Origin of the sequence: Pararhizobium sp. O133 (assembly GCF_051669845.1) — a bacterium.
Classification (GTDB): domain Bacteria; phylum Pseudomonadota; class Alphaproteobacteria; order Rhizobiales; family Rhizobiaceae; genus Pararhizobium.
Genome location: NZ_CP196426.1, coordinates 2,876,773 through 2,892,680, shown reverse-complemented (window position 1 = coordinate 2,892,680; position 15,908 = coordinate 2,876,773). Strand labels below are relative to the sequence as shown.

The window sequence follows — 15,908 nt, the reverse complement described above, 5'->3', positions numbered from 1 at the left end:
TGAAAAGCGGGGTGTCCCTAAGCCCCGGATGGCTCAAGCGTCCTTGTCACGGGGACATTGCCGGCATAGCTGATGCCGGCGGCGCTCATCGCCGCCTCGATGCGCTTGTAGGCGGCGGCGCGCACCGTGAACTGGTTTCCCGGCGCGGTGCGGAAGTTGCAACGAAAGATCTTGATGCCGGGTTCGACCCGGTAGAGCTTTCCCTTCAACGGCTGCTGGATCAGCGGCCCGAGTTCCTCGTCGGCCATCATGTCCTCGCCGACGCGCTTGATCAGTTTGCGGACCTTCTCGCTGTCCACCTCGACTGGCAGCGGCAGGTTGAACTTCTCGATGACCCAGTCGCGCGAGGTGTTGCGCACGGTTCCAAGTGTGCCGTAAGGCACGAAATGCAGAGGACCGTTGTGATGGCGAAGCGCCACCGTGCGGAGCGTCAGTTTCTCGACGGTCCCCTTGGTCGAGGAGCCGCTCTCGATATATTCGCCGACGCGGAATGTATCCTCGGCGAGGTAGAAGATGCCGGTGATGACATCCTGCACCAGCGACTGCGCGCCGAAGCCGAAGGCAAGGCCAACGACGCCAGCGCCGGCGAGAAGCGGCGTAATTTCGAGGCCAAGGGTCCATAACCCCGACAGGACGAGCATGATGGTGATGATACTCGCAGCCGTCGTTCTGAGGATCGGCAGCAAGGTCAGCAAACGTGCGCCGGGACCGGGCTGTTCGTGCTCGTCCGTCTTGTCGATGGTCGCCAGGCGATAATCGATCGTGGTGCGGACGGTAATCCAGGCGACATTGGCAAGCAGCGCCAACGCCGCGACCCCGAGCAAACGGAAGCAGAACCGCGCCAGTGGGCTTTCGGAGGTCGCCATCCCGGCAAAGGGCATATCGACGGCAAGCGCGCAGACGGCAAGGCCTATGAGCACAACCGCAAGCCGGACGGCCGGCAGGATGATCGACGGGGCAAGTTCGGGGTCGGCCGGTTCGTCGTACTCTTCACCATTCGGCGCTTCAGCCGTGATCTCCTCGGCAATGGCCCTGTCGCGCCAGAAGTAGAACACCATGGCGCGCAGCGATATCTGCAGCGCGATCACGACGACGATGGTGGCCAGGATAACCGCAGCGGCGGAATTGCCGAAAAGCCAGAAACCATAGATGATAACGACCAGCGTTGCCGATGCCAGCGCCCGTGGAAATTTCGGCAGCCCTCCCCGGCGTCGTTCCGCCAATATCTTCTCGCGTCCGCGCAGCAGAAGCAGGCAGGCCGCCAGTAACGCGGCCGCGATAAGCGTGCCAAGGCCGATCCGCAGTGCCTGCGCCAGATGGGGCGCGTCTGCGATGCGTGCGATCACGGATGGAATAAACCAGGCGATGGAGCCGGCCGCTGCGAGCAGGGTCAAGCCCACCATCAGGATAAGAGCGGTTCGGTCCGGCAGCGGCACGAGGCGGAGTTGCGGCGCGCCGGGCGACAGCACGATATTCGCAACGATGACGGACAGGCGAAACATCACGATGGCGAGCGTCACCGTCACGACGATATCGTGCACGCCGGGCGGCCAGACGAAGGCGGAGGTCGAGCCGACTGCAGCGACAGCAAAGAACAGCAGACCGAAACCGGCGAGCCAGAAGCGGCGAAACCCGAACAGCAACGTCTGGCGTGGGGAGGCCGGTTCGACATTCAACAGGACCCGCAGCGAGGCGTAGCTATAGGTCCAGTAATACCATTCGAGCCCGAGGCCGATCATCAGGAGAAGCAGAACATAGGTGAAGCTCCGCACCCCACCGCCGCTGAGCATGGCTTTGGAAAAAGCCTCCCGCGCTGTCTCCCACTCCAGCGGTGCGGCCGCGAAGCTGGCGGCGATGGCGTCGGTGCGGCCGGAAAGTTGGTCGAGCAGCGTCAGCGTTATACCGGCGATGTCAGTCGACGGTACCTGTGCATTGGCCAATGTTGCCGTGGTGGCAAAGATGATCGGGGCGAGGATAAAGCGAGTGGAGGTCTTCAAGACGCGGCTCCCTCCATCGGCAAACTGACCGGCACCGGAACAATTTCCTCGATCGCTGGGCGGCTGTCCTTCTGCTCCCAATCTTCCGGGGCCTGCGCGGCCGTGATATCTGCATAGGCAGGCAGAAGCCGCGCAACCGATACTTCTCCGCGCAACAGCCGTGCCTGACAGGCAAGCCGCGTTCCATCATCCGCGTGAAGGTGGGCGAGTGTCTTCGTTTCCTGATCGGTTTGCGGCGTCAGGTTCTGGCCACCCTGGAGGATTTCGATCCGACAGGTCCCGCACCGGCCGCGTCCCTGGCAGATATGGGCATGCGGAATGCCGCTCGAAAGGCTGATCTCCAGCAGCGAAAGCCCGCTTCTGCCGTCCGCGATCGCTTCGTCTTCATAGAGGATGCGGACCTGCCGCGAACGGCCCGCGTAGATGCGTATGGCCCAGCTCAAGAATGCGCCGATGACAATGATCCAATAGCCGAACACGACATTGAGGTTGATCGCATCAAGGGTCGGTGCGGCCTGGCTGTAGAGCCGTTGGGCTGCACGGACATACTCTATCCAGTTCGGGTCATTCTCAAGCCGATCGAGGATTTCCTTGCCAGCTTCGACGAAGCCGAGGAGCGCGAGGATCGGAACCAGGAACAACACCGGCAGTACGAAATTTCGCAGCCTTGGCCAGATGGGCCGTATCGCAATCCAGGAATAAAACCCGATGGCCGCGTGGACCCAGACAATCACGACGACGAACAATTGCTGGAACGCATAGGTCGGGGCGAGGCTCCAGTAGACAGATAGGATCAAGGCATAACTTGCGTCGAAATCGGAAACGATGATGCTGGTTACACGCAGCGTCAGGACATGCGTGATCAGGAGCGGCGGCGTCAGCACGCCGAGGATGATCTGCACCACGTCGATCCGGCTCAAAGTCAGGCTGCGGCGCCTGGAAATCGTGTAGAGGCCGATACCGGCGTGAACGAGAGCGGCAAGCGCGAGAAAAATGCTGCCCGCGGCACTTCGCCAGGGCGCCATCAGCACACCGCGCCAGGCGTCGATCGCGTCCAGCGAAACGAGGCCGAGCGACAGATTGAACAGATGAGTGAGCACGAATGCGCTGAGGATCAGGCCTGAAAACAGGCGAGCGGACCGGATCGATAGGTCAAGGGAGTTCGTGCTGCGCTGTTTGCCGCTCCAGACCATGTTTGCCCGATCGATCCCCCACAAGCGACTATTCTTGCTAATATTAGGATGAACGATCGGGCATTGTCACCCGTCATAATACAAGGGCTTTCGCGGCGCGCGTCAGTCGCCGTGTTCCAGCCAGCGCACATCCTCTGGCGACAGCTCGATGTCGAAGGCGGCGATGCTGTGGTGGAGTTCACCGAGCGAGCGCGGGCCGATCAGCGGGATGACGCCGAACGGTTGGGCAAGCACATAGGCGAGCGCGACCTGGATCGGATCCTTGCCGAGCCGGGCGGCAAGGATTGTGGCCCGTTCGCGCCGGGCGAAATTGGTAGGCGAATACCAGCTGTTGGCCAGTTCCGGATCGTCGAATTTGTCCGGCCCGGCGCGATCGGTGAAGAACCCGCGGGCCTGGCTCGACCAGGCGAAATTGGTGACCTTGCGGGAGGCCAGCCACTCCTTCCATGCGCTGTCGGAAGAGGCGATGCAGCCATCCCAAACCGGGTTGACCATTTCGGCGAGCGAGAAGTTGTTCGATAGCACGCTGGGTTTTGTCTTGCCGGTCCGCTCGGCATAAGCGATTGCCGCGTCCATGCGCTCGCGCGTCCAGTTCGATCCACCGAAGGGGCCGCGGATGCGCCCGGCCTTCACTTCCGCATCCATGGCATCGACAAATTCGCCGACGGGCACGTCCGGATTGTCGCGGTGCATAAAATAGATATCGACGTAATCCGTCTTCATGCGGTCAAGGCTGACGGTCAACTGCTTGGCGATGACATCCGGATAGCAGAGCGGCGAATGCGCTCCCTTGGCAATGATGACGGACTGTTGCCGCACACCGCGGCTTTGCATCCATTCGCCGATCTGCGCCTCCGGCTTGCCGTTGCCGTAATGGAAGGCCGTGTCGAACAGGTTGCCGCCCGCCTCATAGAAGGCGTCGAGCATGATCGCCACGCTCGAAATACTGCCCAGTTCAAGAAAGCCGAGTGCCGCCAGCGAAGTCTCCGGTATAAGCCCCGGAATGTGGCCGCGCGGGATGCGGTTGTTCCTAACCTGCAGGATGTCACCCCGGATCGTGTGCCGGGTGACGGACGGTTTCTCGATTTCATATTCGAGCCCGATGGCCGCGCGCCAGCGGTCCATGGTCCTGAGGTTTCCAAGCGTGTCGTTGCGGCCCATGCCGGGGAAGGTGAATTGCGTCTGCCCGGCGGCGATTGCCGCACCCACCGCATCGACCTCGAAACTGTAGAGATGCCGCTCTTCGGTCACGTCGATCCGGTTGCGCGCGCCGTCACTGCCGATCACATGGATCGTCGCCGTTCCGCCCGACTTGCCGCCGGCAAACCAGAACTGATCGATCTCGATGCGGCCCTTGGTGCCGAGGATGGTCAGGAGATTGTCCTGCGCCAGCGATATCGAGCAGGACACTTCGGCGATGATGCCGTTCGGAAAATGCAGCACCGCGGACGTCCACTCATCGACACCGGTTTCGCCGAGATGACCCGCCGCCACGACCTTATCCGGATCCAGGAAGCCGGATTCCGTATTCAGGCCGGCAATCAGCCGGGCCATGGATACAGGATAACCACCGACATCCAGGATACCGCCGCCGGCCAGCGCATTCGAAAACAGCCGGTGTTCCGGCTTGGGCGGCGTCACCGCAAAGCCAAAGCTCGATTTGATCAGGCGGATATCGCCGATCACGCCGGATTTCAGGGTCTCGACAAGCTTGGCGACCAGCGGATGTAGCCGGTACATATAGGCTTCGCCGAGGAACGTGCCGGCCGCCTCGGCGGCCGTGAACATGGCATCGGCCTCGGCGGAAGAAAGCCCGATCGGCTTTTCGCAGAGCACATGCTTGCCATGCTCGGCCGCCTTGATCGCCCATTGCGCATGATACGGGTGCGGGACGGCAATGTAGATTGCATCGATATCCGGATCGGCCAGCAGTGCCTCATAGCCGTCGATAATGCGGGCGCCGGAAAAGGTGTCATCAAGCCCGAGCTTACCGGGATTGCGAGTTCCGATCGCCGCGACAACGCCGGTTTCCGAACCGGCGACCCCGGCGAAAAAGTCCTTGGCGATCCCACCCGGGCCGAGAATGCCCCATCTTACCTTGTCTGCCATGATAACTGCCTTCCAATCCGATAAAGTTATGCGGTCATCAGCGAATGCGCTTGCCGGCCGCGTCGAACAGGAGCGCCCGCGCCGGATCGAATTTCGCCTGGATCGTGTCGCCCGTCTTGAGGTCGCGCCCGTGTTTGGTCTCGATGATGACGAGATCGCCGCTGCCGTGACGGGCATAGGCGAATGTCTCGCCGCCCAGGTGCTCCAGCATGTCAATCGTCAGGTTCAGCGCAGCCGATCCCGTGTTTTCAAAGTGTTCCGGCCGTACACCGACCGTCACGGCCGTTCCGGCGGCAATGCTGCTTGCCTCCAGCCTGATCTCGATCGACGCGCCGCCGAGATCCGGCAGTTCGACCTTCACCGTGCCGTTGTTTGCGGCGGCCACGATACCCTTGAAAAAGTTCATCTTCGGCGAGCCGATGAACCCGGCGACGAACAGGTTTGCCGGATCGTCATAGAGGGTGAGCGGCGAGCCGACCTGCTCGACCAAGCCGGCGCGCAGCACGACGATCTTGTCGGCGAGGGTCATGGCTTCGACCTGATCGTGCGTGACGTAGATCATCGTCGTAGCGAGCGTCTTGTGCAGCCGGGCAATCTCGATGCGCATATGCACACGCAGTTCGGCATCGAGATTGGACAGGGGTTCGTCGAACAGAAAGACGTTGGGATGCCGCACGATTGCCCGGCCGATGGCCACGCGCTGGCGCTGGCCGCCGGAGAGTTGCTTGGGCTTGCGATCAAGCAGCGGCTCGAGTTCCAGGATGCGGGCGGCCTCGGCCACCTGCTTTTCCACCTCAGCCTTCGGAACGCCGGCGAAACGCAGGGCAAAGCCCATGTTTTCGCGCACCGTCATGTGCGGATAAAGCGCATAGGACTGGAACACCATGGCGATGCCGCGTTTCGACGGATCAACATCGTTCATCCTTGTGCCGCCGATCTCCAGCGTGCCAGAGGTGATCTCCTCCAGCCCAGCAATCATTCGCAGCAGCGTGGATTTACCGCAGCCGGAGGGGCCGACGAAAACGACGAATTCGCCGGACTTGATGTCGAGATCGACCCCCTTGATGACCTCCAGGTTGCCGAAGGCCTTCCTGATGTCCTGCAGTTTTACGTCGCTCATTCTGTGCCTCGCCCTTGTCTATTCTTGTGCGCTGTCATGCCGCCGTGAGCGGAAGGCTTTGGCTGCCGAAACGCTCGCTCGATACGCGAAGCGTGATCGCGCCCGTCTCGCCGGTCGATTCCAGCCAGAAACCCGTCGTTCCGCCCGCAAGCGTCAGTGTGCTTGGGCCAATCAGCCGGGCAGGGCCGTCGACGCTCACTGTCACGATGTCGTTGAGGAAGGGGACGATCGAGCCGACCTGATCGAGCCCACGGACGATGACGCGGACCGTGTCGCGGCCTTGGGCAGTAACCGTGTCCGTATCGGCCTCGACCTCCAGCGTCGTCGGCACCGGATCGGCCACCATGTTCAGCGTCGCCACCGGCTTGCCGTCGATGAAGCCGGTGAAGCTCACGTCCTCCCACTGCATGCCCCAGAGGCCGAGTTCGTCCTTGGTGAAATGACGATGATCGAACACGACGGGCGCGTGCGGCAGGTGCGGGAAGGCCTCGCGATCCGGGCCGACGCGCTTGGTGATCGTGCCATAGCGAAGCTCGACCTCATCGCAATTGGTCAGAACGATCAGCGGCAGCACGCCGCCGATATTACGCTCTCCGCGTGCCCAGAACGTCACCGGCTTCATGATCACCTCATCGGAGGGATCGCACTGGCTGGAATAGACGTAGGCCGCGAATTTCGGTTCGCGGAACATGTCCATCACGCCGTGATGGCAGATGCGGTCGCCGGAGCCGAAATCCTTGTGGGTGTTGTAGTCGAACATGCACCAGCCGATGGCACCGGAAATGCTCGGATCCCCATAGCTGGCGTTCAAAACCTCAAGATGTCGGCGGACATGTTCCGCCTGGCGTTGTTCCTGGTCGAACCGTTTGGTCGGATACATGTGACCGCCGAATTCGGTGATCATGTAGGGCACTTTGCGGGTGAGCCCTGTGCATTCCTGCTGCGGGCGCAGCGCCAACCGGCCGCGATTGTTGCCCGGCAGTTCCTCGTTGCCGAGGATGAAGTCGTTCATCGTGTAGACGTCTTCGAGGAACTCGCTGTCGGTGATGTAGCGGACGCCGCCGGTCTGGCGGGTGGTGTCCAGCTCGCGCGCTAGGCGGTTGGTTTCGAGATAGAAATCATGCGAATCCTGAGACTCGTTGATACGCACGCCCCAGATGATGATCGACGGATGGTTCCAGTCCCGCTCGATCATCCGGCGGACGTTCTCGATCGCTTCCTTCTTCCACGTCTCGCCGCCGATATGCTGCCAGCCCGGGATTTCCTCGAACACCAGAAGGCCGATGCGATCGCAATGATCGAGGAACCACTTTGACTGCGGATAGTGCGAGGTGCGAACAAGGTTGCACTTCAGCGTGTTCTTCATCAGTTCGGCATCGCGCTCCTGCGCCGACCGTCCCATCGCGTAGCCGATATAGGGGAACGCCTGATGGCGATTGAGACCGCGAATCTTGAGGGGGCGACCGTTGAGCAGGAAACCATCGACGGTGAATTCGGCGGTCCGGAAGCCGAAGGTGGAGGTAAGCGCGTCGTCGCCCTTGTCGGTCTGAAGCGTCGCGGTGATTGTGTAGAGAACCGGGCTGTCGATGTCCCAGAGCGACAGGCTTTCCAACTCATCCAGGTTGACAACCGCGCCGTGCAGGGCAGGGATGGTTTCCTGGCGCAGGACCGCGCCGCCGGCATCCTCCAGCGCGACCGTCAACGTGCCGGTGAACGCGACATTTTCAGGGTTCCGGAGGTCGCAGCGCACCGACACGGACTTCTCTTCCGACAGCACGTTCTGCGTCTCGATCTTCAGGTTGCCGATCGAGACGGGGCCTGCGACCTTCAGCCAGACGTCACGGTAGATGCCGGCATAGGTCAGATAGTCGATACGGCCGCCAAAGGGCGGAATTTCCGGGTTTTCGCTGCCGTCGATCTTGACGGTGAGCAGATTGTCGCCGTCTTTGAGAAGACCGGTCAGCCGTGCCTCGAACGGCGTATAGCCATCCCTGTGGGCGATGACCTGCTGACCGTTGAGATAGACGACGGAATCGGCCATCGCCGCATCGAAGACGAGGGAGACTTCCTTGCCGGCGAAGTCCGCGCTCCAGGGCAGGTGCTTTTGGTAGGTGAAGGCGCGCTGATAGCAGGTTTCGTCGAAATAGTTGAAGGCGACATCCACGGCATTGTGCGGCAGGCTGATCGCCTTGCCATCCTGAAACGCCGTTGTCAGCACGTCGGAAAAGCCTTCGTGGAACGTCCAGCCTTCGTTGAAATTGGTAATCGTACGCATCATCATTCCTATTTGACGGAGCCCAGCATTCCCTGGACGAACTGCTTTTGCATGAGAAAGAAAACGAGGAGGGTCGGGAGCGTGGCAAAGACGGTGCCGACCAGCACGACGCCGAAATCGGGGTAGTAGGCCGAGGCCAATGACGAGATCACCAGCGTGATGGTCTTGGTGTCGTTCGATTGCAGCACGATCAGCGGCCAGAGATAGTTGTTCCAGCTCAGCATGAAGACGATGATGAAGGCCGCCGCATAGGTCGAGCGCATCACCGGCACATAGATGAACAGGAAGATTTGCCATTCCTTCAATCCATCGACCTTGGCGGCGTCACGAAGCTCGGAGGGAAAGGCCTTCGTGCTCTGGCGGAAGTAGAAGATCATGAAGGCCGACGCGATGACCGGCAGCATGACTGCGATATGGGTGTTGATCAGTCCTGCCCGGCCCATGATGATGAACAGCGGGATCATCAACGCCGCGAACGGAATGAACAGCGTCAGCAGCATGAACTGGTAAATCCGCTCGCGCACGCGGGACCGGAACATCTCGAACCCGTATCCGGCAAGCGACGAGATCGCGAGCGTCAGGACCGTGCTGATGATGGCGATCTTGGCGGTGTTCCAGAAGACCAGCGGCACGTCCACCTGGGTGAAGAAGCCGGTGATGTTGGTCACGAGTGCCGAGCCGAAGGTGGGTTTGCCGTTGATCACGTCGATCGAGGTATTGGTTGCACCGATCGCCATCCAGAGGAACGGGAAGACCGAGAGGAAGGCGACGAAGCCGAGCAGCAGGTAGGTGGCGATGCTCGAAAGCAGCGCGGTGGTGCGGTCGGAAAACATCAATCGCGCTCCCTGGTGGCATGGAATTGCAGGAAGGCGAGCAGGGCGACCATAACGACGATGACATAGGATACCGTCGCGGCATAACCGAAGCTCGGCATGAACTTGAAGGTCAGGTTATAGATGTAGAGCGACAGGGTCAGCGTCTCGTTCGACGGACCGCCCTTGCCCTCGGTGAAGTTGTAGACTTCATCAAAGAGTTGCAGCGTGCCGATAGTGGAGGTGACCATGGTGAACAGGATGACCGGCTTCAGCATAGGGATGGTGATGTAAAGGAACCGCCCGCGCGCGGAGATGCCGTCGATGCGCGCCGCCTCATAGATCGACTTGTCGATGTTCTGCATCGCCGAGAGGTAGAAGATCATGTTGTAGCCGGTCCAGCGCCAGGTGATGGCGATGATGATCAGGGTTTTTGCCCAGAAGGGATCGGTGAGCCACGGGATCGGCGATGAAATAATGTGCAGCGCTTCAAGCGCGCCATTGACGACACCGTCGGCGGAAAACATGCTCTTGAACAGGACGGAATAGGCGACGAGCGAGGTGACGCAGGGCAGGAAGATCGCAGTGCGGAAAAAGCTGCGGCCCTTCAGGTTGGGATTGTTGAGCGCCGCCGCGACGATCAGCGCCAGCGTCAGCATGATCGGCACCTGGATGACGAAAAAGATCGTCGTGTTCGACAGTGCCTTGATGAAGACCGGATCGTTCCAGAGGCGGATGATATTGGCGAAACCGCCGAATTTCGTGGTCAGTCCCTTGCCGGTCTGGAACGACATCCACAGCGACCAGAAGATCGGATAGACCATGAAGACGCCGATGAGACCCAGGGCAGGGGCGACGAACAGCCAACCATTGATATTGTAGTAGCGACGGACACCGCCGCCGGCTCGCAGGACCGCCATCGTTTTCTCCAGAATGACCGTGGGCACGGGAAGGGGACGCGCAACCGCGCGGCCTTGACGGGCAGGCTGATGATCAACCTGCCCGGGCGCTCGGTGCTTCTTACTGGATCTGGGCCGCGACTTCGCTGTCGATCGCCTTCAGGATGTCGTCCACCGGCGTGCCCTTGGTGAGGGCCGGAAGCTGGGCGGTCACTGCTGCGTCCGCCTCGTTGGTGAAGACGCCGTAATTGACTGCCGGAACCTTGGCCAGCCAGTCGGAGAAGTTCTGCCAGACTTTTTCGCCGCCGAAGAAGGCATCCGGCGCTTCATAGGCAGCGCCGCCGCGCGCCGCCAGAAGGGAGCCGACCGCGCCGCGATCCTGGAGGATCTTCTGGTAGAAATCGACGTCTTTGCCATAGACCTCGTTCAGCATGTCGATCGCTTCAGCCTTTTCGGCCGAGCTTTCGAGAACGTACCAGCTGGAGCCGCCAAGGTTGGACGCGTTGGACGCGCCCTCGATGCCGAGGCTCGGGATTGGCGCGACGCCCCACTTGTTGGACTGGTCCGCCTGCGCCTTGACCGTGCCGGTGATCCACACGCCGGTGATGACCGAGGCAACGTCGCCCGAGGTGAAGGTTCCGACCCAGTCGGCCCAGCCGGTCGCCGGCTTGGTAATGCCGGCCGCGATCAGCTTGCCTTCGGTTTCAAGCGCGGCCTTGAGCGCGGCATTGCCGACGATGTTGGGTTTGCCTTCGGCATCGAAATACCACTGGCCACCGGACTGCATCATGATGCGGATCAGGCCGGCATCATTGGGATCCAGACCCATCATCTTCTTGCCGGTCTTGGCTTCAATCTGCTTGCCGATCTCGATATAGCGATCCCAGGTGATGCCCTGCATGTCTTCGGGCTTGAAACCGGCCTGCTCGAGATAATCCTTGCGGTAATACATGCCGGTGACACCGGAATCGAACGGCATGCCGTAGACCTTGCCTTCCATGGTCATCAGTTGCACCTTGTAGGGCGCGAATCCGGAATAATCGACCGTGTCCGACAGGGCCGCGAAGGCGCCCGGGAAGGACTGCAGGTATTTTTGCGCGCCGTAGTCCTCGATCAGGACGATATCGGGCAGGGCGTCCGTCACGCCCGAGGAGAGCGCGGTCTGGAGCTTCTGCTCGACATCGAGCTTGGCGAAGTCGACGATGTTCAGGGTAACATCCGGGTGCGTCTTCTGATAGCGCTCGCCGGCTTCCTTCATGATCGCGACGTTGAAATTCGGGTCCCAGCACCAGACGGTGATTTCCTTGGCCTGCGCCGCGGCAACCGCCAGAACGCTGACGCCCATGGCAAGGCCGATGACACGCGCGAAGCGTGACGTGACTGTGTGATACATTGCTTCCTCCCAGAAGGCTCCCAAGGCGGATTGTTCCACCTCCAACAAGAGTATTCCCTAAAATGCGGACGGATGCAATATTTTCAGTAAATTTTTACTAAGGGCCTGAAAAATGGAGCAAGCCTCTGTATTCGCTTTGAAATGTCGGATTATTCCGGCGAGCGGGTGCTGTTTCTCCACACCAGTTCGGTGGCAAGCGTGACTTTTTTTCCAAGCTCCCGACCGGAGAACCGTTCGAGCAGCATGTCGACGGCAGTCTCGCCGATCAGTTCGGCCGGCAGCTTGACGGTCGACAAGGGCGGCGACAGGAATTGCGCGACGGGAATATCGTTGAAGCTTGCAATGGCGATATCGTCGGGAATGCGCAGGCCAAGCTCCTGCATGGCTCGATAGGCGCCGATCGCCATGTTGTCATTACAGGTGATCAGCAAATCCGGTGGGTTCTGCTGGTTCATGATGGCGTGGGCCAGCGTATAACCGCTGTCCTGCGTCAGCGGTTCTGTCAGGCAAAGGCCTTCCTCGAAGAGCCCGGCGTCCTTCATCCATTTCGTATAGGCGATGCAGCGTTTCTCTCCCTGCAGATGCGGCAAGCCGTCGAGATGCTCGGCCCAGCCGATGAAGCCGATGCGGCGATAGTTCATGGCCGAGAGGGCACTGATCAGCTTGTGCATGGCCAGCGACACATTGCTCTCGACGCAGTCGTCGGTTTCGGACGGCGTCGAGAAATCTGCAAAGACGAGATGGCGGCTGTGGCTGCGCAGCCAAGCGATTTCCTCCTCGCTGTGCTTGCCAACGGCGATGACGCCCGACGCGCCCTGCAGCAGGTTCGGTTCGGGAAGGCTGTCGGTGTGGTAGACCTTCACCACCTCGATCTTCAGCGCCTGGCAGCGATTCTCGATGCCGAGCCGCACGCCGATATAATAGGGGTCGACCAGTTCCTGCGCGGGCCTCAGGAAATGGACGAGCGCGATCTTGCCGGCGCCGGGCACCAGCGCGTGCTGCACGCCATTCGTCCGGTTGCGGGCGCGGGGCGTCGCATAATTCAGCGCTTCCGCCGTCTCGATGATCGCCTGGCGCTTCTTGGCCGAGACGGCGAGCGTGGCGTCATAATTGAGAACACGGGAAACCGTGGCGGACGACACGCCAACAGCCTCGGCAATTTCCTTGATAGTTACCATGCCACCTTGTTGCACCCGGAGCCGGGTGCGTATCAAGTCCCATGTCCAAAATATCTTGGCCAGTCTGTTTCAGCAGACGGTGGCAGATCGCGCTCGCTCATCGCTATCAATCCCATCCGCAATCTCCCACGCATCCTTCAGACCCGGGGAGTGTGACATTCCAACTTTGCAGAAACAGGACATTCTAACTTTGCGGCTACACACCCTGTGGCGGAGAAGTTGGAATGTCCGCCGCTTTGCAAAGTAGAAATGTCCGCAAGGTCGTTGCACGGCATGCTGACCAGCCCCGATCTGAGCGGCTGATCTCGGTTGCAAGATCAGATCGGGGCGGGTGATGAATACACCTCTTCGGCTTTAGCTTTGAGACACCTCATTCCGCAGCCTGCTGCCGCGACAGTGCTTTCTGGCGCCGTGCGATCACCGCCGGATCGTTCATGAAATCCTTCCGCCGGCCCGGTCCGCGAGCCCGTTTGACGTAGCCATTTTTGTCGCTGTTGCTCTTCACCGTCGGCTCGTCCTGCTGCTCCTGACGCTCCTTGATATAGGCCAGAACATCACCCAACCGCTTGTTCTCGGTGATCGCAGCATGCGTCACCCGCTGGTCCTTGTCGAACACCGTGTAGGGCAGGGAGTAGCCTTTCCACCGCACATCCAGCCGGCTGTCCGCATATGCATAGGTCTCGACATAGCGGCCAACCAGACCGCGTGTCACATCGGTCTCCTGCAGCATGATCCGCTTGCGCTCGAACGAAAACGTCAGCTGTGTTCCGACATAACGTTGCTCTCGCTTGCACAGGAACTCCGTCAACCGATCCGGCGCCAGATTCAGCGGTCGATGCAGGTCTTCCGAACGGGCAGGGACGATCGCAAATCGTGCATTGTAGTCCTCCATAAAGTCCGGCAGGAATCCATTGCCCGCCTCCATGCTGTCGATGCCAGCCAGCCGCAGCTCCTTGACCAAACGGTCCTGCAGCGTCCGGTTCATGCGCTCGACACGGCCCCTGGCCTGGCTCGAATTTGCACAAAGAATCTCAATGTTTAGCTCGCAAAGCGCACGCCCGAACTGGGTCATGCCCTGGCCGCCTTTGGCATCCTTCTTCGCCACCCGGAACACCGAATGCTTGTCCGAGTAAAAGGCAATCGGTGCGCCGTGACACTTGAGATAGAGCGCCAGTGCCTCGAAGTAGGTGAAGGCACTTTCGGAGCGCACGAAACGCAACTGCATTAGCCTGTCGGTCGCATCGTCGACAAACACCAGCAGCGAGCAAGGTGGTCCGCGATCCTCAAACCAGCGATGCTCCGACCCATCGATCTGCACCAGCTCGCCATAGGCCTCGCGCCGCAGACGCGGCTGATGGAAACTCCGCCGTTGCTTGCGTGACAACCACAGTCCGGCCTCCGACATCCAACCGCGCACCGTCTCGCGCGACACACGCAAGCCATCACGCTCAGCCAACTTCTCCGTCGCCAAGGTCGGACCGAAATCCGCATAACGTTCGCGAACCAGCGTCATCGCATAGTCCCGAACGCCGTCGCTAATCCGGTTATTCGATGGTCGCCCAATCGCCTTGTGGCGGATCGACGCCGCGCCGCCAGTTCGTATCCGTTCCAGCAGCCGACGCACTTGGCGCTCACTCACGGCAAGAACGTGCGCCGCTGACACTGTCGTCATCCGGCCGGCGGCCACCTTCGATAAAATCTCAATCCGCTGCAGATCGCGCTCGCTCATCGCTATCAATCCCATCCGCAATCTCCCACGCATCCTTCAGACCCGGGGGAGTGTGACATTCCAACTTTGCAGAAACAGGACATTCTAACTTTGCGGCTACACACCCAAGTCACATAAGATAGATTATGGAACTGATAGACGCCGCGCGCTGCGAGGATTTGCGGCTTCTCTTCGCCTTGCCGCTTGACCAGCGCTATCGCCAAGGCTTAAGCGATGCCCGTCTCCATCGTTAGAGAAAGTCCGGACCCGATGAGCGATTTGCGCGTTCTTCCAGATGCTTTCATTCCAGAATTGCCAGGACGCTACAATGGCAAGGTCCGCGAGAATTACGATCTGCCGGATGGCAACCGGATCATCATCGCGACGGACCGGCTGAGCGCCTTCGACGTGATCCTGACCGCGATCCCGTTCAAGGGCCAGATTCTGACGCAGACGGCGCGCTACTGGTTTGAGGAAACGGCCGACATCTGCCCGAACCATGTCGTGTCCTATCCGGACCCGAATGTGGTCATCGGCACGCGGCTCGACATTCTGCCGGTCGAGATCGTCGTGCGCGGGTATCTCGCCGGCACGACCAGCACATCGATCCTGACCAAGTATCGCAATGGCGAGCGCGCCATGTACGGCATCACGCTGCCGGATGGGATGAAGGACAATGAGAAACTGCCGCAGCCGATCATCACGCCGACCAGCAAGGCATTCGACGGCGGTCATGATGAGCCGCTCTCGGCTGACGAAATTCTGATCCAGGGGCTTCTGACGCAGCAGCAATGGGAAACGGTGTCGCGGTATGCGCTGGCGCTGTTCGCGCGCGGTCAAAGCCGCGCCGCCGAACGCGGCCTCATCCTCGTCGATACCAAATACGAATTCGGAACCGACAAGGACGGCCGCATCGTGCTGGCCGATGAAATCCACACGCCGGACAGCAGCCGCTACTGGATCGCCGACAGCTACGCGCAGAGTTTCGCCTCGGGCACGCGGCCGAAGAGCTTCGACAAGGATTTCGTTCGTGCCTGGGTGACCGAGCGCTGCGATCCCTACAAGAATCCGATCCCGGAAATTCCGGCCGATCTCGTCGAGCAGACGTCAAAAGTCTATATCGAAGCCTTCGAGACGATTACCGGCAAGAAATTCGTTGCCGACCTGTCCGGCGCCACCGTGCTTGATCGTATCCGCGCGAACCTGCAGCCCTATTTCAGCTGA

General features: G+C 60.6%; 11 protein-coding genes. 1 reads left to right on the top strand and 10 read right to left on the bottom strand.

The window, feature by feature from the left end:
• Positions 1-17: 17 nt before the first annotated feature.
• From ACST81_RS13840 to ACST81_RS13795, 10 genes are all read right to left on the bottom strand, one after another.
• The gene (locus tag ACST81_RS13840) at positions 18-1,997 is read right to left on the bottom strand and encodes a mechanosensitive ion channel family protein (protein ID WP_438748524.1); all 1,980 of its coding nucleotides are present in this window, start codon (positions 1,995-1,997) and stop codon (positions 18-20) included.
• Positions 1,994-3,214 carry a 2Fe-2S iron-sulfur cluster-binding protein gene (locus tag ACST81_RS13835; protein WP_438748522.1) on the bottom strand — a complete coding sequence of 407 codons (1,221 nt, stop codon included), beginning with the start codon at positions 3,212-3,214 and terminating at the stop codon, positions 1,994-1,996. The genes ACST81_RS13840 and ACST81_RS13835 overlap by 4 nt, the downstream gene beginning before the upstream one ends.
• Before the next feature lie 78 nt (positions 3,215-3,292).
• Positions 3,293-5,299, bottom strand: a complete 2,007-nt coding sequence (locus ACST81_RS13830) for an aldo/keto reductase (protein WP_438748520.1) — start codon at positions 5,297-5,299, stop codon at positions 3,293-3,295.
• A 37-nt stretch (positions 5,300-5,336) separates the two neighbouring features.
• Positions 5,337-6,419, bottom strand: coding sequence for an ABC transporter ATP-binding protein (locus ACST81_RS13825; protein ID WP_438748517.1), 1,083 nt, complete (start codon positions 6,417-6,419; stop codon positions 5,337-5,339).
• Positions 6,420-6,453: 34 nt separating this feature from the next.
• Positions 6,454-8,694 (bottom strand): glycoside hydrolase family 2 protein, encoded by a 2,241-nt coding sequence (locus ACST81_RS13820; protein ID WP_438748515.1) that lies wholly within the window; start codon positions 8,692-8,694, stop codon positions 6,454-6,456.
• Between the two features lie 8 nt (positions 8,695-8,702).
• Positions 8,703-9,527, bottom strand: coding sequence for a carbohydrate ABC transporter permease (locus ACST81_RS13815; protein WP_438748512.1), 825 nt, complete (start codon positions 9,525-9,527; stop codon positions 8,703-8,705).
• Positions 9,527-10,426, bottom strand: coding sequence for a carbohydrate ABC transporter permease (locus ACST81_RS13810; protein WP_438748510.1), 900 nt, complete (start codon positions 10,424-10,426; stop codon positions 9,527-9,529). Before ACST81_RS13810 ends, ACST81_RS13815 begins: the two co-directional genes overlap by 1 nt.
• 100 nt (positions 10,427-10,526) lie before the next feature.
• On the bottom strand, positions 10,527-11,798 hold the full coding sequence (locus tag ACST81_RS13805) for an ABC transporter substrate-binding protein (protein WP_438748508.1): 1,272 nt from the start codon (positions 11,796-11,798) through the stop codon (positions 10,527-10,529).
• Positions 11,799-11,947: 149 nt separating this feature from the next.
• A complete protein-coding gene (locus ACST81_RS13800) occupies positions 11,948-12,976 on the bottom strand; it encodes a LacI family DNA-binding transcriptional regulator (RefSeq protein WP_438748505.1) in 1,029 nt (342 codons plus the stop codon).
• A 370-nt stretch (positions 12,977-13,346) separates the two neighbouring features.
• Positions 13,347-14,720, bottom strand: coding sequence for an ISNCY family transposase (locus ACST81_RS13795; protein ID WP_438748503.1), 1,374 nt, complete (start codon positions 14,718-14,720; stop codon positions 13,347-13,349).
• 243 nt (positions 14,721-14,963) lie between these two features.
• On the opposite strand from ACST81_RS13795, the gene ACST81_RS13790 reads away from it, so the two are divergent.
• The gene (locus ACST81_RS13790; RefSeq protein ID WP_438753556.1) at positions 14,964-15,908 is read left to right on the top strand and encodes a phosphoribosylaminoimidazolesuccinocarboxamide synthase; all 945 of its coding nucleotides are present in this window, start codon (positions 14,964-14,966) and stop codon (positions 15,906-15,908) included.